The organism is Streptococcus macacae NCTC 11558, assembly GCF_000187995.2.
In the GTDB taxonomy this organism is placed as follows: Bacteria; Bacillota; Bacilli; order Lactobacillales; family Streptococcaceae; genus Streptococcus; species Streptococcus macacae.
The window spans coordinates 274,943-300,398 of the sequence record NZ_AEUW02000001.1; the positions used below are offsets into that span (position 1 = coordinate 274,943).

A 25,456-nucleotide genomic window follows, 5' to 3' on the forward strand; every position below is an offset into this window, starting at 1 on the left:
ATTAGATAGCAACGGAGGTATTTGTGTATATGGCTAAAAAATAGATGCTATAATACCCAAAATGATAATATAGCTATTTTGTACCAGTAGTGTATGTGTCAATGCAGTCTTATTTCATCGTTGGAAAGAGCAGTACATCGCGAATAGTAGTTGTATCTGTTAAGAGCATGACTAAGCGGTCAATACCAATACCAAGGCCTCCTGTTGGCGGCATGCCATATTCAAGAGCTTCAACGTAGTCATAATCAATACCTGTGGCTTCATCGTCTCCCAATTCTTTAGCTGCCGCTTGAGCCTTAAAGCGCTCCAATTGGTCAATTGGGTCATTTAATTCGGTGAAGGCATTTCCATATTCCTTAGTCATGATGAATAGCTCAAAGCGATCTGTGAAGCGAGGGTCATCTGTATTCTTTTTAGCCAGCGGTGAAACTTCAACGGGATGACCGTAAACAAAGATTGGCTGAATTAACGTTTCTTCAACAAATTCTTCGAAGAAGGCATTGATAATGTGTCCAACTGACGTGTAGTGTTTTTCAAGTGGAACATTTTTTTCTTTGGCAAGTGCCTGTGCTTCTTCCAAAGTCATTTCCGGCCAGAAATTAACTCCAGTCACTTCCTTAATTAAATCCACAATATGAGCACGTTTAAAGGGTTCATTAATTTTAATTTCAGTACCTTGATATTTAATAGGACCATTTCCCTTAACTGCCTTAGCAGCGTTTTGAATAATGTTTTCGGTCAGATCCATAATATCTTCAAAGTCTGCATAAGCTTGGTAGACTTCAATGGAGGTAAATTCGGGATTATGAGTGGCATCCATTCCTTCATTGCGGAAAATACGTCCCATTTCATAGACCCTTTCCATACCGCCCACAATCAGCCTTTTCAAATGAAGCTCTGTTGCGATTCGAAGCACCATATCCATATCCTGAGCATTATGATGGGTTGTAAATGGCTTAGCAGCAGCACCGCCAGCTTCGTTATGAAGGACAGGTGTTTCCACTTCTAAGAAACCAAGACTATCAAGGTAACGTCGTATTTCTGAGATGATTTTGGAACGCGTGACAAAACGTTCGAGACTTTCACGGTTAGAGATCAGGTCAAGATAACGCTTGCGGTAGATGGTCTCAACATCAGTTAAACCATGAAATTTTTCAGGTAGTGGGCGTAGAGCTTTGGAGAGGTGTGTCATATGAGTAGCTTTGATGGAAAGCTCTCCCATATCTGTGCGCATGACTTCACCTTCTACGCCTAAAAAATCTCCGATATCAGCTTTTTTAAAGATCTGATAGTTCTCTTCGCCAACAGTATCTTTGCGAACGTAAATTTGAATTTGTCCTTCACGATCTTGAAGATGGGCAAAGCCTACTTTACCCTTACCACGCTTTGTCATCAGACGGCCAGCAATTGTGGCCGTTTCATTAATATCATGCAATTCTTCTTTTGATTTATCAGCGTATTCTTCTTTTAGTTGTCCAGAAGTAGCCGTGCGCTCGAAACGTTTGCCGAATGGATCAATCCCTAGTTCAGCTAAAGCTGCCATTTTTTCACGGCGGACGATTTGTTGGTCATTCAATTCTTCTGTATGTTGATTTGCCATGTTTTCCTCCAAAAAGTTTTCCTATCCATTTTATCATAAAAATACAATAGAATACACTCTTTATTTTAGATTCCGTTTGAATCACAAAATAAAAAATAGTATAATTTTTTTGAAGAATACCAATTAGAAAGTTTTTTTATGATTACCGCTATTGTTTTTGATGTTGATGATACGATTTATGATCAACAAGCCCCTTATCGTCAAGCTATGCAAAAATCTTTTCCTGATTTTGATGTTTCACAAATGAATCAGGCTTATATCCGATTTCGTCATTACTCTGATACAGGTTTTCCAAAAGTTATTTCAGGTAAATGGACTACAGAGTATTTTCGTATTTGGCGCTGTCAGCAAACTCTTGCAGAATTTGGTTATCCTCATGTCAGTGAAGAAGAGGGAAGTCATTTTCAAGCTATTTATGAAAATGAACTAGATAATATCACAATGCTTGATGAAATGCGGCTTACGCTTGATTTTTTAAAAAAGAAAAAAGTCCCAATAGGTGTTATTACTAACGGACCAACAGAACATCAATTAAAAAAAGTTAAAAGATTAGGGCTTTATGACTATGTGGAGCCTAAGCGAGTAATTGTTAGTCAGGCTACAGGTTTTCAAAAACCCGAAAAGGAAATCTTTAATCTTGCTGCAGAACAATTTGACATGAATCCTGGAACCACTCTTTATGTTGGAGATTCTTATGATAATGATATCATGGGAGCTTTTAATGGAGGCTGGCATTCTATGTGGTTCAATCACCGTGGTAGAAGTTTGCAGCCTGGTACAAAACCTGTTTTTGATTTGGAAATTGACTCTTTTGATCAGCTTTTTGGAGCTGTCAAGGTTCTGTTTGATCTTCCTGATAATAAGTTTATTTTTGATCTTCAGGACAAGGAGAATCCTATTTTGCAGATGGGGATTGATAATGGTTTAATGATAGCGGCAGAACGTTTATTAGAAAGTAATATGAGTATAGATAAAGTCGTTATTTTACTTCGTTTAAATCCAAGTCAAGAAAAGATTCTTCGTTTAAAGTATGCTTCGAGACAGTAAGCAATAAAAAAGAAAGTAGCCAATAAATGAGTCATAAATTCATTTATTGGCTACTTTCTTTTTTATTAAAGCATTATTTGTGCTATCATTTTTTCTTGATAAGAAGTGTCATTCCAAGTGATAAGATCAAAGTGCTCAAAATCTTTTGTTTCTAAAATGGTGACACTGGCATTATTCAAACCGCCTTTTCGGCGCAATTGCGCTTGATTATAACCAAGTAAGTATTGAATAGATGCTGTTAATACAGCACCGTGTCCAACCAGCAGGATATTTTGAGCTTTTTCATTTCTTAAGTTTTTGACAAACTGTGAAATACGCTGTGTTACAGAATAAACAGATTCAGCATTAAACATAGAATTATCAAACTGAGCTAAATTATGGCGAAAAGCATTCATTTGTTTAGGATAGATGGCTGAAACAAGGCTAATTTTTTGTCCTTCTAAATTGCCTAGATCCCATTCCCGTAAGACCTTTGTATAATGAATAGTTGTTGGATGGTCATTTGCATCATTAAGAATTTGAGCTGTTGTTTTTGCTCTTTGTAAATCGCTAGAATAAATTTGGTCAAATGTGATCTCTTTAAGGTATTTTCCCAGTTCTTTAAGTTCTGCAATAGAAGTCTCTAAAAGCGGGGAATCACCATTAGCACCTTGAAAACGGCCTTCTAAATTCCATTGCGTTTTACCATGTCTTACAAAATATAATTTCATTTTAATTTATACCTCTTCCATAATAACAACACCAAAAGGAAAGAGACTGCTGCCGGCCATTTTAGCAGACTGCAACGCAAAAGGAATGCCAATGATTGTCAGGCAAAGAATAAAGCCTACTGCAGTCCAGCTGATCAAAGCCCAGATTCCAGAGCATAAGAACCAAATAATATTTCCCAATAAACGCATTTATATCTCCATTATATCTGCAAAATGAGCACCCACAAAATCAGCTAACTCTTGACTATCTATACGGATGGAGCGTCCAAGCTCACCAGCTGAAACGATCATTTGTCCTTTTTTTAAAGCGATGCTATCAATAAAAATAGGAAAATGATGCCTTTGTCTTATTCCAATAGGATTATTAGCTCCATGGACATAACCTGTTGTTTTTTGAAGTTCTTTTTGAGGAATCATGCTGACCTTTTTATTGCCAGAAATTTTAGCTAGTTTCTTTTCAGAAAGGTGCTCTGTAATGGGAACAATGCCAATAAGAGGACCTGTCTTATCTCCTGTAAGTGCGAGTGTTTTAAAGATATCTTCTTCTCTCACCCCATCTGGCAGTTTTCCAGCAAAAGCATCAATCGCCAAAGAATCATGTTCAATTTTTGCTTTGTCTAAAATTTGATCAACTAATGTTTTCTTTAATTTCGTTTTTTTGGTCATTATCTCTTTCCTTGGATAAAAAACTTCCTTTTATGCTATTATACCATTTTGAAAATGATTATAATAGTCTAAAACAGACCCTCTTTTTTGTTTTGGACCAAACAAAATACTTTTTAAGAAAAGAAAGTTGGATAGAAATTGTTATTGAAAGACAGCAGTTTTAGTCACTGGTCATTTACCCATTCCTTAAGAAGCAGCCTTTTTATCTAGTAGAAAAAAATGAGCTTGGCTGGGAATGAGAAAAACTAAAACAATGGCAACTAAAAGAAATGTAGCTAAACCGGCGCTAGCATTGACAGTAAAAGAATACCAGTAAGGGGAAATCCCTTTGGGAGCGTAGCTCCCCCAAAAAATAAAGCCGGCAAGATAATGAAAGAAGTAGCGAACAGCTGTCGCTGTAAATGCACCTCCAATAGCCCAAATGACTGCTGTAAATCTTTGATTTTGTCTTAAGGCCTTTTGTATAGAGCGATGGCTCAGCCCTGCAAGTCCCATGGAGGAAAAGGCTAAAATGTATTCAATAAAGACTTGGGAGAATGTAAGGTAATAAACTTTTGCCATTAGAAAATGCAGCAAACCCCAAATCAGTCCTGCAAGAAGGCCATATTTCATTCCTCTGCGCAATGCAAAGATGATTAAAGGAAGAGCTCCTAAAGAAGGCGTAAACCAACTAAAGAAATCTGGCACAAGTGATAAAGTCATTGATAGAGCAGCCGTTATGGCAACTTCTGTTAGAACACCGTATTTTTTAGACATAAAAAGCCCCCTTTTCAAGGAGCTCTCAGGTGTTAGTTGATGTTTATGATTAACCTTACCCATCACATTCCTACGCTAGTATTAACTAGATCAGGTCCCTAGGATTTCGCAAAAGCGATCTCAGCTGGTTAGCACTCCTTGTGATAATATCTATTTATTGTTTATTATAAGGCTATTGCCTGTAGCTGTCAACGTTATTTATTGAGAGTGCACAGCAATCATGGCTGTCTGTCTCAGTCTCTATTTATTAGCTGAACCAAATAATTTTTCATAAGTCGTTTTAGTATCTTTGTTAACGGCAATTTGATTGAGGTCAAATTCACCATGAAAACCTTCAATATGGCCTTGGGAGGTATACTGATGCAGTTCATAATTTAGTTTTGTTTTCGGAACAGCTTCAAAATAACCTGAATCACTTCCATAGGTCGGAATCCAGATAGCATCGAAACCTTTGGTTGAGATACTATGTTCTTCCATAAAGTAGGTACCAATATAAATTCCTACATTATCAGCTCCAAGACGTTTGAGTTCATCTCGAAAAGCTCTTATGCCCTTATCCATATTAGACATGGTCTTTTCCTCCACATCAAGCCAGTAGAAGGTTGGATTATATGGTGAAGCGTTCTTATAAAACGTTCTGGCTTCTTCTTTCATTTCTTTAATATTAGAGCCTCGGACATAAGCATAAACAGCTACAGGGACATTGCGTTTTTGAAATTCCTCAATATGAGTTTTAAACGATTTGTCAATTCCAGATTTATGGGCAGCATTATTTTTTTTAGCAATCCCAGAACCTCCCTGAACCCTGACAATAGCTCCTGAAATATTTTTAGAAAGCGTATCATAATTGATCTCACTAGGCAGCTGCCAGCCAGAAACGTCTATGATTGGATTAAGAGTAAAACTGTCTTTATCGGAATTCGTTTTTTGTCCTTTAGGAGTTTGTTTAGTTTCAGGAATAGCCTTTTTAGCTGTGCTCCATTCCCTTTGTCGGGCATTTTCTATATGGCGGTTTCCAAAAATTAAAATCATAATAAACAAACTAAAAAAAGCAAGAACAAAAACAGGTTTAATTCTTCTTCTCATTTTTACTATTGTAGCGTAAAGTCAGCAAAAAAGCAAAAAATAGCATTTTAGGAGTTTTCTTTCATTGACAGGTCATAGGGTTTAGGTTAGACTGAAAGGATGAAAAGTACTTTTAACCTCTCCCTCCAAAAAATCAGCCGAATCGCTATTTTATCAGCTCTTTGTGTCGCTCTTCGCTATGCTTTTTCTAGTCTTCCTAATATACAGCCTATTACAGCTATTTTTTTAATTACAGCGATTGTTTATGGCCTTTCTGATAGTATTCTCATTATGTCTCTGACTATGCTAGTATCCTCCTTTTTACTAATGTTTGGTCCTTGGGTAATTTGGCAGATTTTTTCTTTTACAGTTATTTTGGTTATTTGGAAATATCTTTTGTACCCACTGACAAAATTTCTAAAGTTTGCTAAAATAAATGAGATTGTTTGGCAATCCTTGTTTGCAGGCTTATTAGGAATTGTTTACGGCCTAGTGATTGATTCCTGTTATGCTTTTCTTTATGGCATGCCGTGGTGGACTTATGTTATGGCGGGCGCAAGCTTTAACATAGCTCATGCTTTATCCACAGTATGCTTTTATCCTCTTATATTGCCGATTTTAAGGAGAATGACTAATGAAAAAAATCATTAAATTATTATGTTTAACTTTCTCGCTGCTTTGTTTAGCAGCTTGTCAACATAACACCTCAGCTCAAAAATCACCGTCATCAAAACAGGCGACTGTCAGACTCATTGTTAAAACAGGCCATGGTAAAACAGATGAAAAAGTAACCTTTAAAGAAGGAGACACTGTTATGGATGTGTTAAAATCTAATTATAAAGTTAAGGAAAAAAATGGTTTTATCACATCAATTGATGGTTTATCTCAAGATGAAAAAGCAGGAAAATACTGGATGTATAATGTGAACGATAAGCTAGCTCCAAAAACTGCAGAAAAAATAAAAGTGAAAAAAGGTGATAAAATTGAATTCTATCAAGAAACTTATAAAAAAGGAAGATAGGGCAAAAGTTCTTCTTTTATAACATCAGCCTTGCCTCACCTTTTTACCTAGATCATATAACTGCTTATCTTAGATAGTTTTCAAGACTGTTTAAACTTATCATTTGTATAAAAAGTAACTAACCAATTAGCTGCTGCAGTAAGGGACTTTCTCAATATATTAAAGAGGTTGGATATTTATTCTAACCTCTTTTGATTTGCCTGCAAGTTGCTATAAGAATTGTCAGAAAATTGATTTACTTTTTTTTCAAAAGTGATATGATAGAAAGTATCAATAAAGAAGAGGAGCCTATTTCTGTGTCAATTAATAAATTAGAAAACAGAAAAGATGAAGCAGCAATCAGTGAAGAAGTGCGCATACTGACGCAATTACTGGATGATGCCACCCGAAAAATGATTGGTGATGATGGTTTTGATAAGATTGAGTTCTTTAAAAAGCTGTCAGGTGAAGAGAAATATCAGGAACTGGAAAATGAAATTGAACAATTAGATAATGAGGAAATGATCGTTGTTTCGCGTTATTTCTCAATTTTGCCTCTTCTGATCAATATCTCTGAAGATGTAAACCTTGCTTATGAGATTAACTACCAAAACAATAATGACATTGATTATTTAGGAAAGATGTCAGCAACGATTGACCTTGTTTCAGAACAAGATAATGCCAAAGAAATCTTGGAACATGTTAACGTAGTTCCTGTCCTAACGGCTCATCCAACGCAAGTACAGCGCAAAACGATGCTTGATTTGACAAATCACATTCACGAACTTTTGCGTAAATACCGTGATGTTAAAGCTGGTTCTATCAATAAGCAAAAATGGTTTGCTGATCTGCGCCGTTATGTTGAACTCATTATGCAGACTGATATTATTCGTGAGAAGAAACTGAAAGTGACCAATGAAATTACCAATGTCATGGAATACTATAACTCTTCTTTGATTAAAGCAGTAACTAAGCTGATTACCCAGTATAAACATTTGGCAGCCCAAAAAGGTTTTTCTTTGGACAATGCAAAACCGATTACTATGGGGATGTGGATTGGCGGTGACCGTGATGGTAACCCATTTGTTACAGCTGATACTTTGAAAGTGTCAGCTCTCGTTCAAAGTGAAGTTATTTTAAATTATTATATTGATAAGGTGGCTAATCTCTATCGTACTTTTTCCCTCTCCAATAGTTTATCAAGGGTTAACAAAGATGTAGAAAAGTTAGCAGCTCTCTCAACGGATGTTTCTGTCTTTCGAGAGAGAGAACCTTACCGTAAGGCATTTCATTATATTCAATCCAGATTGCAAAAAACACTTGCAGATATTAAAACTGGTAATTTCACTAAAACAACTGAAAAAATGGAGCCTGAACAGAATCAGCTTTTAGCCTATCAGTCTGTTCAAGAATTTAAAAAAGATCTTCAATGTATTGAAAAGTCACTGTTAGACCATAATGATTCAGCCCTTATTACAGGAGACTTAACAGAAGTTATTCAGGCTGCAGATATTTTTGGCTTTTTCCTTGCTTCTATTGATATGCGCCAAGATTCAAGTGTTCATGAGGCTTGTGTTGCTGAGCTTCTGCAGGCAGCTAATATTGTAGAGGATTACAGCAGTTTATCAGAAAACGAAAAGATTCAGGTTCTTTTAAAAGAATTGACTGAGGATCCTAGGACGCTTTCCTCAACTCACCGCGAAAAATCTGAAGTACTGCAAAAAGAACTAGCTATTTTTAAAACCGCTAGACTGCTGAAAGATAAATTAGGAGAAGAAGTCATCAAGCAGCATATCATTTCACATACAGAAAGTGTCTCTGATATGTTTGAATTGGCTATTATGCTCAAAGAAGTCGGACTGGTTGATACAGAAAAAGCGCGTGTTCAAATAGTTCCTTTATTTGAAACAATTGAAGATTTAGATAATTCTCGAGAAATTATGAAGCAGTATCTTAATTATGATATTGTTAAAAAATGGATTGCTGCTAATAATAACTATCAGGAAATTATGCTAGGTTATTCAGATTCTAATAAAGACGGCGGCTATTTATCATCTGGCTGGACTTTATACAAGGCCCAAAACGAACTGACCGAAATTGGTGCTGATAAGGGTGTGAAAATTACCTTCTTTCATGGACGCGGCGGCACCGTAGGACGTGGCGGCGGTCCTTCCTATGAAGCTATTACTTCACAGCCATTTGGCTCTATAAAGGATCGTATCCGTTTGACCGAACAAGGGGAAGTTATTGGTAATAAATACGGAAACAAAGATGTAGCCTATTATAATCTTGAAATGTTAGTTGCAGCAACGCTTGATCGTATGGTGACACGCCGCATTGTTAATGCCGATAATTTAGCAGGCTATCGCACGATCATGGACGGTATTGTAGAAGATAGTAATCATATTTATCGTGATTTGGTATTTGGCAATGAACATTTCTATGATTATTTCTTTGCGGCTAGTCCTATTCGTGAAGTTTCTAGTCTCAATATCGGCTCTCGTCCCGCTGCGCGTAAAACGATTACTGAAATCAGCGGTCTGCGAGCGATCCCTTGGGTATTCTCCTGGTCTCAAAACCGTATTATGCTCCCAGGCTGGTATGGTGTTGGCTCGGCCTTCCAGCATTATATTGATCAAGATGAGAGCAATTTAGCTAAATTGCAGGAAATGTATGAAGAGTGGCCTTTCTTCCACTCATTACTGTCAAATGTTGATATGGTTTTATCAAAATCTAATATGAATATTGCTTTTGAATATGCCAAATTGTGTCAAGACCAAGAGACTAGAGATGTTTTTAATACTATTTTAGACGAATGGCAGTTAACGAAGAATGTCATTTTAGCTATTGAAAAGCATGACCATTTATTAGAGGATAATGTCTATTTGAAAAAAAGCCTTGATTACCGTCTTCCTTATTTCAATGTGCTTAACTACATTCAGATTGAGCTGATTAAACGTCAGCGCCAAGGAGAACTGGTTGAGAATCTTGAAACTCTTATTCATATTACAATTAATGGGGTTGCTACAGGTCTTCGAAATTCAGGATAAAAATCAGCTCTATCACCGGCTGCAGTGCATATCTGCAAAAGAAACGCAGTGCTTGATCGCAATCGTAAATAAATGCCTTATTATCAAGTAAGGGGAATCGCAGCCCTGTGTTCTTGTGTTTTGCATATTGGCATGAAAATTTAAAAGATAAGCTTTCTTTTTGATATACTCCTCTTAAAGCAGATAGTGAAGAAGCAAAGCTTCACTAACCATTTAAGGGGAGTTTTCCTATGTCCATCTTTTTCTTTCTTTGTTTTAAGTTTAAAAGATGGTATAATGCTAATAATGTTACATTGTGAGAAATAATTTGAGGAAAAAAGATTATGCTTGATAAACGGCATTTGCTGAACTATTCAATATTGTTGCCTTATTTAATTTTATCTGTCCTAGGTTTAATTATCGTTTATTCTACAACTAGTGCTAGTTTGATTCAACTTGGCTTAAATCCTTTTCGGTCTGTTATTAACCAAGGAATTTTTTGGATCATTAGCTTGCTGGCTATTTTATTTATTTATCGGCTAAAATTAGACTTTTTAAAAAATAGCAGTGTTTTAACTGTTGTTATGTTAGTAGAAGTTGTTTTGCTCATTATTGCGCGTTTTTGGGCAAGGGAAGTGAATGGAGCCCACGGCTGGATTGTTTTGGGCCCCATTAGCTTTCAGCCTGCGGAATATCTCAAAATTATTATGGTATGGTTTTTGGCCTATACCTTTGAGAGGCGGCAGCAATCTATAGAAATTTATGATTATCAAGCTTTAACAAAACGTAAATGGTGGCCTAAGCGAATGAGCGACCTAAAGGATTGGCGTTTTTATTCTCTGATATTGATTCTTTTGGTTGCTGCTCAGCCTGATTTAGGTAATGCGACTATTATAGTGATGACGGCTATTGTTTTGTATTCTATCAGCGGTGTCGGTTATCGTTGGTTTTCAGCATTGCTGACTTTAACAATTACGATATCAACCGTGTTTCTAGGTCTCATTAGTATCATTGGCGTCAAAACTGTCAGCAAAATTCCTATATTTGGTTATGTGGCTAAGCGTTTCAGTGCCTTTTTTAATCCCTTTAAAGATGTTACGGATTCTGGACATCAGCTTGTGCACTCCTATTATGCAATGAGTAATGGAGGATGGTTTGGCCGAGGACTGGGAAATTCTATTGAAAAACGCGGCTACCTTCCAGAAGCTCAGACAGATTTTGTTTTTTCAATCGTTATTGAAGAACTTGGATTTATCGGAGCAAGTTTGATTTTAGCCCTTGTATTCTTTTTAATATTGAGAATCTTATTAGTTGGCATCAAAGCTAAGAACCCTTTTAATGCTATGATTGCCTTAGGAGTTGGCGGGATGATGCTGATGCAGGTATTTGTTAATATTGGCGGAATATCAGGTTTGATCCCTTCAACAGGAGTTACCTTCCCCTTCCTTTCCCAAGGCGGAAATAGTCTGCTGGTTCTTTCAGTTGCTATTGGATTTGTGCTAAATATCGATGCTAATGAGAAACGTGAAGAGATTTACAGAGAAGTAGCAGAAGCTGAAAGAGACCCTAATGATGTTTTTGTTGAAGATATGGAATATGGCAGATATTATGAATAACAAACCGATCTTCGGCTGCACTCTAAACGTTAGGTAATAAACCTGATAATTAGGGTGTTTTTTTATAGCAAATAGGACGAGTTCTTATGAAGAAAGTTTTGCAAAAAAACATAAAACACTTGCATTTTTGGCATAATTTGTTAAAATGGTAAGGTAAAGTTAGACTGTATGCCTACTGTCTATCTATAAAATATATTTTATTGGAGGCTTTTCCTAAAATGGCAAAAGAAAAATACGATCGTAGTAAACCACATGTTAACATTGGTACAATCGGACACGTTGACCATGGTAAAACTACTTTAACTGCAGCTATCACAACTGTACTTGCACGCCGTCTTCCAACAGCTGTTAACCAGCCTAAAGACTACGCTTCAATTGATGCTGCTCCAGAAGAACGTGAACGCGGTATCACAATCAACACTGCTCACGTTGAGTACGAAACTGAAAAACGTCACTATGCGCATATTGATGCACCAGGACACGCGGACTATGTTAAAAACATGATCACTGGTGCGGCTCAAATGGATGGTGCTATTCTTGTAGTAGCTTCAACTGACGGTCCAATGCCTCAAACGCGTGAACATATCCTTCTTTCACGCCAAGTAGGTGTTAAAAACCTTATTGTTTTCATGAATAAAGTTGACTTAGTTGATGATGAAGAATTGCTTGAATTGGTTGAAATGGAAATCCGTGATCTTCTTACAGAATATGATTTCCCAGGCGATGAACTTCCAGTTATCCAAGGTTCAGCACTTAAAGCTCTTGAAGGTGATACTAAGTACGAAGATATTATCATGGAATTGTTGGATACTGTAGATGATTACATCCCAGAACCACAACGTGATACTGACAAGCCATTGCTTCTTCCAGTCGAAGATGTTTTCTCTATTACTGGACGTGGTACTGTTGCTTCAGGACGTATTGACCGTGGTACTGTTAAGGTTAATGATGAAGTTGAAATCGTTGGTATTCGTGACGATATTCAAAAAGCAGTTGTTACTGGTGTTGAAATGTTCCGTAAACAGCTTGACGAAGGTCTTGCTGGTGATAACGTCGGTGTCCTTCTTCGTGGTATCCAACGTGATGAAATTGAACGCGGTCAAGTTCTTGCTAAACCAGGATCAATTCATCCACATACTAAATTCAAAGGTGAAGTTTATATTCTTACTAAAGAAGAAGGTGGACGTCATACTCCATTCTTTAACAACTACCGTCCACAGTTCTACTTCCGTACAACTGATGTAACTGGTTCAATTGATTTGCCAGCAGGTACTGAAATGGTTATGCCTGGTGATAATGTTACGATTGATGTTGAACTGATCCACCCAATCGCTGTTGAACAAGGTACAACTTTCTCTATTCGTGAAGGTGGCCGTACTGTTGGTTCAGGTATCGTTACAGAAATCGAAGCTTAATAGTACTAAGTTCCCAGATAACAATTTAAGTCAGACAGCTTAATTGATAAAGAGTCTCGTAAGGGGCTCTTTTTTGTTTAGTTTAGTACGAATCAAAAGCTATGGCTGTTTCGAATCTTCTTTAAATAAGTTGAAAACGTTTCGTGATTACGGCTGACTTTATAAAATATATTGAAGAAATGGACTTGAGCTTTTAATCGCTTGAGAAATGTGATAAAATAAGAAAGTAAATAAAAAGAGAAGAGGTATGTGAAATGTCACGTAAACCATTTATCGCTGGTAACTGGAAAATGAACAAAAATCCAGAAGAAGCAAAAGCATTTGTTGAAGCAGTTGCTTCTAAATTGCCATCATCAGAACTTGTTGAAGCAGGTATTGCTGCTCCAGCACTTGACTTATCAACTATTCTTGCAGCTGCTAAGGGTTCTAACCTTAAGGTTGCTGCAGAAAACTGCTATTTTGAAAATGCTGGTGCTTTTACTGGTGAAAACAGCCCTAAAGTGTTGGCTGAAATGGGAACAGATTACGTTGTTATCGGCCACTCAGAACGTCGTGAATACTTCCATGAAACTGATGACGACATTAACAAAAAAGCCAAAGCAATCTTTGAAAATGGCATGCTTCCAATTATCTGTTGTGGTGAAACCCTTGAAACTTACGAAGCAGGTAAAGCAGCAGAATTCGTCGGTGGACAAGTATCAGCAGCTCTTGCAGGATTGTCTGAAGAACAAGTCTCTTCACTTGTTATTGCTTATGAACCCATTTGGGCTATTGGTACTGGTAAATCAGCTAGTCAAGATGATGCACAAAAAATGTGTAAAGTTGTTCGTGATGTTGTAGCAGCTGACTTTGGTCAAGCAGTAGCTGACAAAGTTCGTGTACAATACGGTGGATCAGTTAAGCCTGAAAATGTGGCATCTTATATGGCTTGTCCTGATGTTGATGGTGCTCTTGTTGGCGGTGCTTCACTTCAAGCAGACAGTTTCCTTGCCCTTCTTGACTTTGTTAAATAAATTAAACCATTCGGCGAAAGTCAGGAAGTTCATTATAATATTAAAAGAGAGTGGGACTCAATCAAGATTTAGCAAAAATTGATTTTATAATCTGTCTCACCTCTTCGCAGATGATTAGAATTGAGGCCAACAAAAGTTGGCCTTGTTTGTTAGTACCAACAGTCTACTGCACTGTTGAAAACTCTAACCTAAAAATCAAAAAATGAAGATAGCAATCAACACTGATATGCTAAAGCAACCAATGAAACGGTTCAGGGGTAAGACTAGGGCTGGCCTAAGCAGCCAGTTTTATCCCCAGCAGCTTTCTTCTTATACTGCTGCTAGACAAAAGGAGTCTGGAACCTAAAATAGTCCCAAGTTCCTTTTGTTAGGGGATTCTAAAATGAGTAAAGATCTTAAAAGAAGATCTTTACCAGCTGCAGAAGAGAAAATGTTAAAAAGCTCCATAATATCTGTCATAGATGAATTCATCTATGACAGATATTATGGAGCTGATTTTTTTGTCTAACTTTCAGGGATAATTTAGTAAAAACGCTGCTTTTAGGCTGAAGACCAGGGCCGTACTGTTCATGGGAAATAGAACTAGCGTCTTAGTATTTTTTTGATCGTATTTAAAAATCTATATTTCAATGGTTTTGGATAGTAGTGGAAAGTTCCCATCTTACGGACAATATAGCCATTGAAATTTTGTTTGAAACGCAGTACACCGTCTGAACCGTCAAAATGTCCTGTGATACCGAGCAGATTATAAAAAGGAATGTCTCGTTTAATAGCTTCCAGCATCACATGTTCTTGCAGGAGAGCCGGAGCATAAAACTTGTTGAATTCAGGATAGGAGCCAGAGAATAGGTAAACGGCTTCTTGGGGTGTGTAGATGAATAAACTAGCAGCTAAAATAATATCTTTATCACCATATTTTTCAATGAGCTCTGCTGCCTCTTTTAGGCGTTCTGTAAAAGTATTGAACTGGCTGGTTAATTCACGAAGCTGATTTTGTTTTTTCTCAGAATGAGGGATTTTTTCTAAGTCTGACTGAAGTTTTTCTATTTTTGACTGAAGTTTATCCTGACTGGATTTTAAGTGGTTACGGTAATTTTGAAAATTTAAGCTGGCTAGCATAAATTCGGCTCTATCGCCAAAGCTGTCATAAAAGTCTTGATAATAGTCAAGACTTTTATCTGTATATTCCCTCCGGTCGGACGTAGCAGTAGTAATTTCTTTGAACAGATGGAGCTCATCACGGTTAAGTTTGCGGATCTTTGTGCCGAAGGTTTTAGCTTTTTTGACCAAAGGTTTTCCTTTTTTGCTAAATGACTTAAGCAGATCATTTTCAGTCAGTTTCGCAAGATTTTTTACATAATGCCAATCAGGTTCTCCGCCAGGATAATCAGTTTGTAAACCATCAAAATGATAGTTTAAATCAGTCAACTGTGTGATTAGTTCTTTGTTTTCAGAACTGACAGCTTGACCGTTTGTATCAAATGTCTGATAAGTATCATATGGCTTAATAACGAGTTCTAAAGCTTTTCTTTCTTTGATATAGCCTTTTAAGCCGCTATAGAAATCTGTTAGGTGATCTGGCTGGGTAATGACTGGGCCGCAGTTAATCTCAAAATAGCGTCCGCCGGTCATACTTGTACTGTATAATATGGCAGAGATTTCGATATCTCCATCTTCCACCCAAGCGATATAGTCAATATCAAATCCTCGTTTAGATAGTAAATCAGCCATTTCTAAGCTTTGCATAAATGATTTTTGTTGGGCAGTTTGAATATGAGATTCGAAGTCCTTTTTTGAAATGCTTTTTAAAGGCATTAATGTTTACTCCTTCGTTTTTTGCGTATCGTATAGGCAATATTAGCTAAATGGTACAATGGGCTGACAGGAAGATTAAATTCCCCGATAAATTCTTCAATTTCTGGTTTGAATTTTGACTTGAAATGATAGAGTCCGCCAGAGAGATCGTTTTCAACCCCTCCCATGTTTTGCCAGATGTTTCCTCTGTCAAAAGCATGGCGGGCTGTTTCAAACCAAGTATAGATGGCTGCTTGATATCGACGAAATTCTTCATCCATACCTGCATAGATATTTTCAGATGTTCCGCCGAATTCGAGAGATAATGTTCCTGAGAGAGGGACGATTTCATTGCCCTGAGATAAATGCTCTTGAAGAAAGGCAATTTCATCACTGAGGCGCTCGATTTCCTTTTTGGTATTATCGATTTTACTTGGTTTAACATTATCGCCAAATTTGGCAAGATTATTTTGAGCTTTTTCCTTTTGCTTTTCCAGTTCAGCAAGCCTTTCTGCTAGGTTGAGGCTAGCCAAAGTAATGAAAGATTGCTTGGGGTAGCTGTCTAAAAGTTTTCTATAATAATCTATTCCTCTGAGGTGAATACTTTTGCGATCTTCTGTTTTTTTCATCAAAAAGGCGAAATCTTCTAGCAAGTCATCATCACCAAACTGGATCATAACACCCTTATTTTTAGCTGTTCGGATAGATTGGCGAATTTTTTTGGAGAGATTTTCTTCTGTAAAGCCATCAGCATAAATATTGGCTTGAAAACGCGGCTGAATATTTTCTCCCATATCAGTTGTTTGCCCAAGCCATTCACAGCCCAAATTCTTTAAATTATTAATAATATCCTGTGCTTGCGGATTATCAATAGCTTCCTTATCAATTTGATGATGATTTAACAAAATAAAAGGATCGAACTTAATGAACAAGGCTCGCTTTCTTTTTGCTATTTTTTTTAAGGAGCTTAGTACGAAGTTGACCAAGTCTTTATTTTGATAGTCCATAACTGGGCCTCTTGGAATGTAGAACATTGTCATGCCAAGTGGCAGGGATCTGATTAAAATAGAAGCAGAAGCCACCAGCTGACCATCTTGGTAAAAACCAATTCGCTCATTTCCCCATTCATTTTTAACCTTTGCCCAAGAACTGCTTTGCAGCAGATTGGTTTGGCTGCTATTTTTGATAAAATGGTCATGTTCTTCTTGAGAAATACCGACTTTATATGTATACATTAATCTAATACCCACTCTCTGATTGCATATGCGACGCCGCTTTCATCATTAGATTTAGTGATATATTTTGCTATCTTTTTAAGCTGGGGAATACCGTTTTCCATAACAACTGGATTTCCAACTGCTTCCAGCATAGTGCGGTCATTTTCTTCATCTCCGATAGCCATTGTTTCTTCTGGATGCAAGCCTAATTTTTCAGCTAAGTGAGTGACCGCTGTGCCTTTGCTGGCTTTTTTATTCATGATTTCTAAATAAAAAGGTCTTGATTTAACAACGGTATAGTGCTCATAGAGTTCGGAGGGAAGTTTAGCAATAGCGGCATCTAAAAGTTCAGGCTCATCAACCATCATGATTTTCACGATTTCTTTGTTTACCATTTCTTCGGGAGTGCGATAGTAAACAGGCATATTAACCAGTGAGGCTTCATGGATGGTATATTTGCCAATATTTCTATTAGCTGTATAAATACCTTCTTTAGTGATGGCATGCATATGAAGGCCTAGTTTTCGGCTGAGCAGTTCAATGTTTAGATAATCATTGTAAGATAAGACTTCTTTGACAAGATCTTCTCCGGTTGCTGTGTCTTGAACCAGAGCACCATTGAAGGTGATCACATAATCTTCTTTATCTTGGAGCTTGAGTTCTTCTAATAAAGGAGCCACTCCAGCAATGGGACGTCCCGTTGCGATAACAATTTTAACACCGGCTTTTTTAGCCTCTTGAACAGCAGAGTAAACTTCTGGAGTTATTTCGCGTTTATGGTTCAGCAGTGTGCCATCAATATCGACAGCAACTAGTTTGATTGACATAATATACTTCCTTAGTTTTTGATTTACAAAATATTACAAGACTATCTTACTAAAAATAGCTGTATTTGTCATGCCATCTTAGCTGATTCAGCTAAAAAAGATAAGCGGTTTACTTATCTTGGATTTGTGTCTTGTGCAGCTGCCTGTTCTTTATATGGCAGGCAAATTTTTCTTTGATATCAATAAAAAGATCATCTTGAATTAACATTTCTTTGGGGAAATAAAAGCGCCTGTCACCGTGAATGGTTCCTGATAGGGTATGAACCAGCGCTGAAAGTGTGGATAATTCGGCAATCTGGCCATCCTCCTGAAGCATTTCAATTTGTGTTCGTGGATTTTTAACATCAGGTTTGTAAACATCATAGGGCAGATCAAAGTTTAAGTGAACAGCAGTATAATATTCTGGATCAAAGCCAAGAGCATAAATAAGTTCTCTCATATCTTTAAGTTCAGATGAACTGCCTTCGTCAAAGGTCACAGACTTAAAAACCTTACGGTTAATAAAACGGCTGGCTAGATCAGAGAGGATTTTATCCGTACTTTGCATCCAAGACTGGAAATAGGTATTCATGACTCCGTCGTCCAGACTGAGATAGTCTTCTAGGGTAACTTTATTTTCAAGGAAGGGAATTAAATGAGGAGATGTAATTGCAAAAAATTCTTTTTCTTTGGGATAAAGATATTTTGCACGTTTTAGCAGATTCTGCAACAGGACTTCCATAGCACGGCTGGCTGGGTGGAAGTAGACTTGCATATACATTTGATAGCGGCTGATAATATAATCTTCAACGGCATGCATCCCATCTATTGAAAAAGCAATTCCATTATCAAGAGGACGTATAACACGTAAAATACGGCTTAAATCAAATCTGCCATAACTGGCACCAGTAAAGTAAGAATCACGAAGAAGATAGTCCATTCGGTCGACATCAATTTGACTGGATATTAATTGTTCAACCTGTTTATTGGAATAAGTGTGATTAATAACGCTGGCTACTTTTTCGGGAAAGTCAGGTGAAAATTGACTCAAAACATGATTAACTTCTGTTTCAGCATTTAAAATAATATCTTGCGTAACAGCTTCATGATCTGTATCAAATAATCTTTCAAAACTATGTGAATAGGCTCCGTGGCCAATATCGTGCAAAAGAGCTGCAACCATAGTTAGTAAGGACTCACTGCTATCCCAAATATCTGCATATTTTTTATCAAAAATAGCAGTAACACGTCTAGCGAGATAATAAACACCAAGACAATGGGAAAAGCGGCTGTGTTCTGCTCCATGAAAAGTAAAACTGGATGAGCCTAGCTGTTTGATACGGCGCAATCGCTGAAATTCTTTAGTATTAATGAGTTTATAGATGAGTTCATCATCAACGGGAATATAATTATGAACAGGATCGCGAAATACTTTTTCAATCATACTTTCATTATAACAAAATCTATTTAAAAAATTTATTTTCTATTGTCTTTAAGATAAAAAATAATTTTTTATTTACGGATTTTAAAAATTGCATTATAATGAACTAATGACAAACGATATCATACTGCATGCAATACAAATTCTTTTACTGGGACTCATTATCTGGATTTTAGGAACTATTCTTTGGCATGCCAAAAAAAATCATATTTCGTTAAAAGAAAAATTTTATGCGGGTTTTTGGATTGGCTATGTTACTGATTTACTAGATACTTTGGGAATTGGGACTTTTGCCACGACGACTACTCTTTTTAAAGCTACAAAATTAGTTGAAGATGACCGCCAAATACCGCCTACTCTATCAACGGCTCATGTGATTCCTGTTTTAGTAGAGGCACTTTGTTTTGTTACAATCGTCAGAGTGGATATTGCAACTTTAGTCTGTATGGCTCTTGCTTCATTTACAGGAGCATTTGTTGGAGCACGGCTTACTAAAAATTGGAACACGCGTCAGGTTCAGCTTGTTTTAGGAGTTCTTTTGATTATTGCAGCTTTTGTCATGGTTTATCGGATGCTGACAAATCCAGGAGAAAATCTTTCTTTGACTGTTCGCGGTTTAAAAGGAATCTGGCTTTTGGTAGGGATTGTTTTTGACTTTGTAGTCGGACTTTTGATGACAATGGGATTGGGAAATTATGCTCTTGAGTTAATCTTTTTTTCCTTGATGGGAATTAATCCTGCTATTGCCTTGCCTGTTATGATGCTAGATGCTGCTATGATCTTAACGGCCAGTTCAATGGCATTTATCAAATCAGATCGTGTGAATTGGCCTGGGACTTTTGGAATCATTGTCGGCGGTAGTTTAGGCGTTTTAACAGCGGCTTTTTTCCTCAGCCATTTGAATATTAATAATCTTAAAATTTTAGTTGTTTTTATAGCGATCTTCACTGGGGGAATGCTGTTAAGGTCGTCTCTTATCAAACGATAAGAAATCGAAAACAAATTTGTAAAATGATAGAAAAGACGTGAAAAATGAACATTCAAATGCGAAATATCATTAAAGTAGACGATCAGACAGAAGTCCTAGAACAAAGCTATCCTGTTGAGATCGTCGTCAAAAAAGGAACGCATTATTTTATTTTTGAGAATGAGGAAAAAGAAAAAGTTATTATTAAATGTAATGAAAATGAACTGCTGATGACTCGCTTTTCCAAACCAAAATCAATGATGCGTTTTATAAAAAATGCTGAGGCAGAATTGCAGTTGGCAACGCCATTGGGTCTTCAGCGTTTCAGATCATTGACAAGGTATTATCTTTTTGATCAGAAAAAGAAGATTTTAGAGCTGCATTACCAATTATTGGCTTTAAATGAGGATTCTCATTTTGCTGATTATCAGCTTAGGATTTCTTGGGGCTAGCGGCCTTCATTTAGCAAAAGGTAAAAAACTAATTTTCCTAGTGAGTAAGCTGATGAAAGAGCTTTATATTTTACCTGTCGAAATGGTTTGTATTTTATGATATAATGGAAAACAATCAAGGGAGTAGCTAGCGGTTTAACCGTGATGCTGTCGTCAATCCGAAATTGTTTTCCGGCAGCATATTAAATAGCGAGACTTGTTTAGCCAATAAGCAGGTCTTTTTCATTTTTAATAAAGGCCAAAATAAGAAGGAGAAACAAAGTGTCCAAAGAACAGTTAAAAGATGCTTTTTATGTACAAAATAAGGAGGAGATTTTATCTCGGTTAGAAACGTCTCAAGAAGGCTTAAGCACTGCTGATGCTAAGGAGCGTTTAAAAAGTTATGGCTACAACGAATTAGAAGAAGGCAAGAAAAGATCTTTACTGGCCAAGTTCATTGATCAGTTCAAAGATTTAATGATTATTATTTTGCTCATTGCTGCTGCCCTTTCAGTGATTACTGAAGGGATGAGCGGCTTAACTGATGCTATTATTATTCTTGTTGTAGTTATCTTAAATGCAGCCTTTGGGGTTTATCAAGAAGGACAAGCAGAAGCAGCTATTGAAGCGCTGAAATCAATGTCAAGTCCGCTGGCGCGTGTACGAAGAGATGGCCATGTCACAGAACTTGATGCTAAGGAATTAGTACCTGGAGATATTGTCTTGTTAGAAGCTGGTGATGTGGTTCCAGCAGATATGCGCTTATTAGAGGCAGCCTCACTTAAAATTGAAGAAGCAGCCTTAACTGGAGAATCTGTTCCAGTTGAAAAAGATTTAACAGTTGCGCTTTCAGTAGATGCAAGTATTGGTGATCGTTTGAATATGGCCTACCAAAATTCAAACGTGACTTATGGCCGTGGTATGGGAGTTGTGACCAATACTGGTATGTATACAGAAGTAGGACATATTGCAGGTATGCTTGCTAATGCAGACGAAACAGACACCCCATTAAAAGAGAATCTCAATCAGTTATCTAAAGTCTTGACTTATTTGGTTGTTGCCATTGCTGCGATAACTTTTGTGGTTGGTGTTTTTGTCCGTCATGAAGATCCGCTTAGAGGCTTGATGACAGCAGTTGCTCTAGCAGTTGCTGCTATCCCAGAAGGACTGCCTGCAATTGTTACTGTTGTACTTTCTTTAGGGACCCAAACGCTTGCAAAACGTAAGTCAATTGTCCGTAAGCTGCCAGCAGTTGAAACGCTTGGTTCTACAGAAATTATAGCTTCAGATAAGACTGGTACACTGACCATGAATCAGATGACTGTTGAAAAGATCTATTTTGATGGCCAGCTGGCAGAGGTGGATGACGACATTGACACTAACAATATGGCGCTTAAAATCATGACCTTTGCCAATGATACAAAGGTAGATGCCAGTGGAAAACTAATTGGAGATCCAACAGAAACAGCACTGGTGCAATATGGTTTTGACCATCATTTTGATCTGCCTGATCAGCTTAAAAAAGAGCCGCGAGTTGCTGAGCTGCCTTTTGATTCAGATCGTAAGTTAATGTCAACGCTGCACCAATTAGCAGACAATAACTATCTTGTTGCTGTTAAAGGTGCACCAGATCAATTATTAAAACGTATTACACGAATTGAAGAAAAAGGCACTGTCCGCCCAATCACAGATGAAGATAAAAAGAATATTCTCTCAATAAATAAAACACTGGCTAAACAAGCTCTGCGTGTTTTGATGATGGCTTATAAATACGAATCACAGTTTCCTGCGCTAGAAAGCGATACTGTTGAAAATGATTTAATTTTTGCTGGCCTTGTTGGTATGATTGATCCAGAACGCCCAGAGGCAGCTGAAGCTGTTCAAGTTGCAAAAGAAGCTGGTATCCGTCCTATTATGATTACAGGTGATCATCAAGATACAGCTGAAGCAATTGCAAAACGCCTTGGTATCATTGACCCCGATGATTCAGAGGATCATGTATTTACAGGTGCAGAGCTCAATGAATTATCGGATGAAGAATTTCAAAAGGTTTTCAAACAGTATTCTGTTTATGCGCGTGTTTCGCCAGAACATAAAGTCCGTATTGTTAAAGCTTGGCAAAATGAAGGTAAGATCGTTGCTATGACAGGTGATGGTGTTAATGATGCTCCTTCTCTTAAAACAGCTGATATCGGAATTGGTATGGGAATTACAGGGACTGAAGTTTCTAAAGGAGCTTCTGATATGATTTTATCAGATGATAATTTTGCAACTATTATCGTAGCTGTTGAGGAAGGACGCAAAGTTTTTTCAAACATACAAAAATCGATTCAATATCTGCTTTCAGCTAATATGGCAGAAGTTTTCACTATCTTCTTTGCTACTCTCTTTGGTTGGGATGTGCTGCAGCCAGTCCATCTTTTGTGGATCAACTTAGTAACAGATACTCTGCCAGCTATTGCTCTTGGTGTGGAACCTGCCGAACCTGGTGTTATGACGCATAAGCCGCGTGGCCGCAAGTCCAGCTTCTTCTCAGGCGGTGTTATGGGAGCTATTATTTATCAAGGTATCCTCCAAACCCTTCTTGTATTAGGTGTTTATGGCTGGGCACTTTTATTCCCAGAACATGCAGAGAATCGTTTGGTGCATGAAGATGCCTTAACAATGGCTTTTGCAACGCTTGGACTGATTCAGCTGGTTCATGCTTACAATGTTAAATCAGTTTATCAGTCTGTTTTTAAAGTTGGCCTTTTCCGTAATAAATTATTTAACTGGGCTATTCCTTTAGCTTTCCTTATTTTAATGGTCACAATTGTCGTACCTGGTTTTAACCGATTCTTCCATGTATCACAACTTAGCCTGTCGCAGTGGTCTGTTGTTATTCTAGGCAGTCTATCCATGCTGGTTCTGGTTGAAATCATTAAATGGTTTCAGCGTGTAACTGGGCAAGATAAAAAAGCCATTTAGGCAGAAAAGAAAAATTAGGATATTAATAGGGAAAAACAGCAGGACTTAGATTTGGAATGTACCAGTCTAACTAAGCTTGGAGACCTCTTTGCTTAGAATCAGTGTTTTAAACTATTTGCTTATCCTACCTTTTGTTTAGCAAAAATCACCAAAAGGACTGGGAGTCACACTCCCAGCCCTTTTCTTCTTATAAATTTAGAAAGCGATAAATGACAGAAATTTTTGCTCATAGAGGCAGTAAGATCAACCGGCCGGAGAATACTTTAGCAGCTTTTGCAGAAGCCATTCGAGTAGGAAGTGATGGTATTGAAATTGATGTTCATCGTACAAAAGACAATCATTTGATTGTGATTCATGATGAAAGGGTTGATCGAACCACTAATGGCAGTGGTTTGGTAAGAAAATTAACATTGCAGGAAATTAAAGAACTTGATGCCGGTTCTTGGTTTCACCCTCATTATTTTCGTGAAAAGATTCCCACTTTAGAAGAAGTTTTAGATTACTTAGAAGAAAAAGGTTTTAGAGGCCGTTTAAATATTGAGTTAAAAACCAACAAATATCCTTATCCTAAAATTGAAAAACAAATAGCTCAACTTATGCAAAGTAAAAAGCTGCATTTTTCTTATCTATACTCAAGTTTTAATATTTGGAGTTTATATTTAATGAAAAAGCATGATCCTAAAGCTGATTTGGCTTATATTATAAAAGATCAGTTTTTCCTTTTATGCTGGGCTCAACGTCTTAAATTTGTTAAGAGTATTCATTTAAAGCACTCTGCTGTTTTTAAGCGAAAGGCTGTTTGGTCAAAAGAGCTGAGATTTTGGGCAGTTAATGAAGAAGCCTCCCTGCAGAAACTTTTATCAGACTGCGCAAGCGGTATTATAACTGATAAGCCAGAAGAAGCTGTTAAACTGAAAAATTTGTTATCAAAAGAGTGAAGGTGCTTTTCCTGTTTACTGCACAAAAAACTGCTATCAGGAGGCCGCTTAAAGAGACATTTTTATCAAAGGTCAAATAAAGTCATGGCATGATAGAATTCTTTAGCTAGATTTTGTTTTTTATAATTTTGATAAACGCTTAAATCTTTTACGGCATTGTAGCGTTTGCTGAGATTCCAGCTTTTGCTTGGATTGTACTGGGGATTTTGGCTGACAAAATCTATTGTTAAATTCCATTCTCTAAGATAGCCTAAGGGACGTGAGTGGTAGCTGATGCCGTCTATAATGGTAGTGCCGTATGAACGGTGAGCATGTCCAAAAACAACGTCTTTGACCTTATGTTTTTTAAAAAGTTCATGGAATTTTTGACTGCCTAAAAAGGCATTGAATGGTTTAAAACGCTCATGTGTCATGATGAAATTATAATGTGGTACAAAATGCATCGCCACAATTAAATGATTGCTGTCCAGAGAAGTTAGTGTTTTGTCCAAGCGAGTTAAACTATTTTCTGTCGTTTGAAGGTCATTTTTTTGTCGTTTCAGACGTCTGTCAAACCAAAAAGTTTGTTTTAATTTGCTAATATCGCTTTTGTTTTGATTGGAAAAAGAATAGTCATACCAGCCATGAAAAGCTAACAACTGTTTTTTACCTATTGAATGAAGGTGAAAATCCAAATCTTGGATCTCTTTTTCTTGCAGATCTAACATGTCATGATTGCCAAGATTATAAGTAACTTGGCATTCTTTTTGAAGTTCTTGAATAAAAGGAAGGCTATCTGTATAAAAATGATTTGAAATATCGCCTGCCAGATGGAGATGGCTGACATTTTGATTTCTTAAGACTTGCTTAAGTGTTTGTTTTTCAAAAAATCCAAAATGATTTAAATCAATGTGAAGATCGCTCATAATTGCTAATTTAGTCATATCTTTATTCTATCACGTTTTTTGAAGAAGATCTCCTTGCAAACTATTTTTACTT

General features: G+C 37.0%; 23 protein-coding genes and 1 riboswitch. Of the genes, 12 read left to right on the forward strand and 11 right to left on the reverse strand.

Going from position 1 to position 25,456, the window contains the following annotated elements:
* Window positions 1-109: 109 nt before the first annotated feature.
* Window positions 110-1,600: a lysine--tRNA ligase gene (lysS, locus tag STRMA_RS01415; RefSeq protein ID WP_003080508.1), complete on the reverse strand. Its 1,491-nt coding sequence runs from the start codon at window positions 1,598-1,600 to the stop codon at window positions 110-112.
* 138 nt (window positions 1,601-1,738) lie between these two features.
* On the opposite strand from lysS, the gene STRMA_RS01420 reads away from it, so the two are divergent.
* A complete protein-coding gene (locus tag STRMA_RS01420; protein WP_003078825.1) occupies window positions 1,739-2,647 on the forward strand; it encodes an HAD family hydrolase in 909 nt (302 codons plus the stop codon).
* Window positions 2,648-2,712: 65 nt separating this feature from the next.
* Here STRMA_RS01420 and STRMA_RS01425 read toward each other — a convergent pair whose 3' ends face one another.
* From STRMA_RS01425 to STRMA_RS01445, 5 genes are all read right to left on the reverse strand, one after another.
* Entirely contained in the window at window positions 2,713-3,357 is a 645-nt protein-coding gene (locus STRMA_RS01425) for a histidine phosphatase family protein (RefSeq protein WP_003082285.1), read from the reverse strand.
* Window positions 3,358-3,363: 6 nt separating this feature from the next.
* The gene (locus tag STRMA_RS01430; protein WP_003080416.1) at window positions 3,364-3,546 is read right to left on the reverse strand and encodes a YccF domain-containing protein; all 183 of its coding nucleotides are present in this window, start codon (window positions 3,544-3,546) and stop codon (window positions 3,364-3,366) included.
* The gene (locus tag STRMA_RS01435; RefSeq protein ID WP_003081808.1) at window positions 3,547-4,023 is read right to left on the reverse strand and encodes an aminoacyl-tRNA deacylase; all 477 of its coding nucleotides are present in this window, start codon (window positions 4,021-4,023) and stop codon (window positions 3,547-3,549) included.
* 186 nt (window positions 4,024-4,209) lie between these two features.
* Entirely contained in the window at window positions 4,210-4,779 is a 570-nt protein-coding gene (gene thiT, locus STRMA_RS01440; RefSeq protein ID WP_003082151.1) for an energy-coupled thiamine transporter ThiT, read from the reverse strand.
* A gap of 50 nt (window positions 4,780-4,829) precedes the next feature.
* Window positions 4,830-4,928: riboswitch (TPP riboswitch) on the reverse strand.
* Window positions 4,929-5,019: 91 nt separating this feature from the next.
* Entirely contained in the window at window positions 5,020-5,865 is an 846-nt protein-coding gene (locus STRMA_RS01445; protein WP_003079722.1) for a glycoside hydrolase family 25 protein, read from the reverse strand.
* 99 nt (window positions 5,866-5,964) lie between these two features.
* Between STRMA_RS01445 and STRMA_RS01450 the strand changes: the two genes are divergently transcribed.
* The 7 genes from STRMA_RS01450 to STRMA_RS09990 all read left to right on the forward strand — a co-directional run bounded on the left by STRMA_RS01450 (window position 5,965) and on the right by STRMA_RS09990 (window position 14,425).
* Window positions 5,965-6,495, forward strand: a complete 531-nt coding sequence (locus STRMA_RS01450; RefSeq protein WP_003080970.1) for an ECF transporter S component — start codon at window positions 5,965-5,967, stop codon at window positions 6,493-6,495.
* A complete protein-coding gene (locus STRMA_RS01455) occupies window positions 6,479-6,865 on the forward strand; it encodes a DUF4430 domain-containing protein (protein WP_003078492.1) in 387 nt (128 codons plus the stop codon). The genes STRMA_RS01450 and STRMA_RS01455 overlap by 17 nt, the downstream gene beginning before the upstream one ends.
* Before the next feature lie 296 nt (window positions 6,866-7,161).
* Window positions 7,162-9,894: a phosphoenolpyruvate carboxylase gene (ppc, locus tag STRMA_RS01460; RefSeq protein ID WP_040841715.1), complete on the forward strand. Its 2,733-nt coding sequence runs from the start codon at window positions 7,162-7,164 to the stop codon at window positions 9,892-9,894.
* 323 nt (window positions 9,895-10,217) lie between these two features.
* Window positions 10,218-11,489, forward strand: a complete 1,272-nt coding sequence (gene ftsW / locus STRMA_RS01465; protein WP_003079157.1) for a cell division peptidoglycan polymerase FtsW — start codon at window positions 10,218-10,220, stop codon at window positions 11,487-11,489.
* 218 nt (window positions 11,490-11,707) lie between these two features.
* Window positions 11,708-12,904 (forward strand): elongation factor Tu, encoded by a 1,197-nt coding sequence (tuf, locus tag STRMA_RS01470; protein ID WP_003079810.1) that lies wholly within the window; start codon window positions 11,708-11,710, stop codon window positions 12,902-12,904.
* A gap of 254 nt (window positions 12,905-13,158) precedes the next feature.
* Window positions 13,159-13,917 carry a triose-phosphate isomerase gene (tpiA, locus tag STRMA_RS01475; RefSeq protein ID WP_003082061.1) on the forward strand — a complete coding sequence of 253 codons (759 nt, stop codon included), beginning with the start codon at window positions 13,159-13,161 and terminating at the stop codon, window positions 13,915-13,917.
* Between the two features lie 382 nt (window positions 13,918-14,299).
* Complete coding sequence (locus STRMA_RS09990) at window positions 14,300-14,425, forward strand: hypothetical protein (RefSeq protein ID WP_003081789.1); 126 nt, start codon at window positions 14,300-14,302, stop codon at window positions 14,423-14,425.
* Window positions 14,426-14,499: 74 nt separating this feature from the next.
* Here the strand turns inward: STRMA_RS09990 and STRMA_RS01480 are convergent, their stop codons facing one another.
* The 4 genes from STRMA_RS01480 to STRMA_RS01495 form a co-directional block, all read right to left on the reverse strand.
* Window positions 14,500-15,732: an aminoacyltransferase gene (locus STRMA_RS01480; protein WP_003078672.1), complete on the reverse strand. Its 1,233-nt coding sequence runs from the start codon at window positions 15,730-15,732 to the stop codon at window positions 14,500-14,502.
* On the reverse strand, window positions 15,732-16,946 hold the full coding sequence (locus STRMA_RS01485; protein ID WP_003080967.1) for an aminoacyltransferase: 1,215 nt from the start codon (window positions 16,944-16,946) through the stop codon (window positions 15,732-15,734). Before STRMA_RS01485 ends, STRMA_RS01480 begins: the two co-directional genes overlap by 1 nt.
* Window positions 16,946-17,755, reverse strand: a complete 810-nt coding sequence (yidA, locus tag STRMA_RS01490; protein ID WP_003078510.1) for a sugar-phosphatase — start codon at window positions 17,753-17,755, stop codon at window positions 16,946-16,948. Before yidA ends, STRMA_RS01485 begins: the two co-directional genes overlap by 1 nt.
* Window positions 17,756-17,864: 109 nt before the next feature.
* Window positions 17,865-19,178 carry an HD domain-containing protein gene (locus STRMA_RS01495; RefSeq protein ID WP_003080894.1) on the reverse strand — a complete coding sequence of 438 codons (1,314 nt, stop codon included), beginning with the start codon at window positions 19,176-19,178 and terminating at the stop codon, window positions 17,865-17,867.
* A gap of 106 nt (window positions 19,179-19,284) precedes the next feature.
* On the opposite strand from STRMA_RS01495, the gene STRMA_RS01500 reads away from it, so the two are divergent.
* The 4 genes from STRMA_RS01500 (at window position 19,285) to STRMA_RS01515 (ending at window position 24,478) form a co-directional block, all read left to right on the forward strand.
* Complete coding sequence (locus STRMA_RS01500) at window positions 19,285-20,163, forward strand: sulfite exporter TauE/SafE family protein (protein ID WP_003080054.1); 879 nt, start codon at window positions 19,285-19,287, stop codon at window positions 20,161-20,163.
* Between the two features lie 44 nt (window positions 20,164-20,207).
* Window positions 20,208-20,594: a YwiB family protein gene (locus STRMA_RS01505; RefSeq protein ID WP_003082449.1), complete on the forward strand. Its 387-nt coding sequence runs from the start codon at window positions 20,208-20,210 to the stop codon at window positions 20,592-20,594.
* A 261-nt stretch (window positions 20,595-20,855) separates the two neighbouring features.
* Complete coding sequence (locus STRMA_RS01510; protein ID WP_003079197.1) at window positions 20,856-23,540, forward strand: cation-translocating P-type ATPase; 2,685 nt, start codon at window positions 20,856-20,858, stop codon at window positions 23,538-23,540.
* 209 nt (window positions 23,541-23,749) lie between these two features.
* Window positions 23,750-24,478, forward strand: coding sequence for a glycerophosphodiester phosphodiesterase (locus STRMA_RS01515; RefSeq protein ID WP_003081246.1), 729 nt, complete (start codon window positions 23,750-23,752; stop codon window positions 24,476-24,478).
* Window positions 24,479-24,543: 65 nt separating this feature from the next.
* Here STRMA_RS01515 and STRMA_RS01520 read toward each other — a convergent pair whose 3' ends face one another.
* Complete coding sequence (locus STRMA_RS01520) at window positions 24,544-25,401, reverse strand: metallophosphoesterase (RefSeq protein ID WP_003078877.1); 858 nt, start codon at window positions 25,399-25,401, stop codon at window positions 24,544-24,546.
* Window positions 25,402-25,456: the final 55 nt, after the last annotated feature.

Bases quoted from the DNA above. Each gene is read 5' to 3' on its own strand.
- lysS (WP_003080508.1), bottom strand. From the start codon at position 1,600: ATGGCAAATCAACATACAGAAGAATTGAATGACCAACAAATCGTCCGC.
- STRMA_RS01420 (WP_003078825.1), top strand. From the start codon at position 1,739: ATGATTACCGCTATTGTTTTTGATGTTGATGATACGATTTATGATCAA.
- STRMA_RS01425 (WP_003082285.1), bottom strand. From the start codon at position 3,357: ATGAAATTATATTTTGTAAGACATGGTAAAACGCAATGGAATTTAGAA.
- STRMA_RS01430 (WP_003080416.1), bottom strand. From the start codon at position 3,546: ATGCGTTTATTGGGAAATATTATTTGGTTCTTATGCTCTGGAATCTGG.
- STRMA_RS01435 (WP_003081808.1), bottom strand. From the start codon at position 4,023: ATGACCAAAAAAACGAAATTAAAGAAAACATTAGTTGATCAAATTTTA.
- thiT (WP_003082151.1), bottom strand. From the start codon at position 4,779: ATGTCTAAAAAATACGGTGTTCTAACAGAAGTTGCCATAACGGCTGCT.
- STRMA_RS01445 (WP_003079722.1), bottom strand. From the start codon at position 5,865: ATGAGAAGAAGAATTAAACCTGTTTTTGTTCTTGCTTTTTTTAGTTTG.
- STRMA_RS01450 (WP_003080970.1), top strand. From the start codon at position 5,965: ATGAAAAGTACTTTTAACCTCTCCCTCCAAAAAATCAGCCGAATCGCT.
- STRMA_RS01455 (WP_003078492.1), top strand. From the start codon at position 6,479: ATGAAAAAAATCATTAAATTATTATGTTTAACTTTCTCGCTGCTTTGT.
- ftsW (WP_003079157.1), top strand. From the start codon at position 10,218: ATGCTTGATAAACGGCATTTGCTGAACTATTCAATATTGTTGCCTTAT.
- tuf (WP_003079810.1), top strand. From the start codon at position 11,708: ATGGCAAAAGAAAAATACGATCGTAGTAAACCACATGTTAACATTGGT.
- tpiA (WP_003082061.1), top strand. From the start codon at position 13,159: ATGTCACGTAAACCATTTATCGCTGGTAACTGGAAAATGAACAAAAAT.
- STRMA_RS09990 (WP_003081789.1), top strand. From the start codon at position 14,300: ATGAGTAAAGATCTTAAAAGAAGATCTTTACCAGCTGCAGAAGAGAAA.
- STRMA_RS01480 (WP_003078672.1), bottom strand. From the start codon at position 15,732: ATGCCTTTAAAAAGCATTTCAAAAAAGGACTTCGAATCTCATATTCAA.
- STRMA_RS01485 (WP_003080967.1), bottom strand. From the start codon at position 16,946: ATGTATACATATAAAGTCGGTATTTCTCAAGAAGAACATGACCATTTT.
- yidA (WP_003078510.1), bottom strand. From the start codon at position 17,755: ATGTCAATCAAACTAGTTGCTGTCGATATTGATGGCACACTGCTGAAC.
- STRMA_RS01495 (WP_003080894.1), bottom strand. From the start codon at position 19,178: ATGATTGAAAAAGTATTTCGCGATCCTGTTCATAATTATATTCCCGTT.
- STRMA_RS01500 (WP_003080054.1), top strand. From the start codon at position 19,285: ATGACAAACGATATCATACTGCATGCAATACAAATTCTTTTACTGGGA.
- STRMA_RS01505 (WP_003082449.1), top strand. From the start codon at position 20,208: ATGAACATTCAAATGCGAAATATCATTAAAGTAGACGATCAGACAGAA.
- STRMA_RS01515 (WP_003081246.1), top strand. From the start codon at position 23,750: ATGACAGAAATTTTTGCTCATAGAGGCAGTAAGATCAACCGGCCGGAG.
- STRMA_RS01520 (WP_003078877.1), bottom strand. From the start codon at position 25,401: ATGACTAAATTAGCAATTATGAGCGATCTTCACATTGATTTAAATCAT.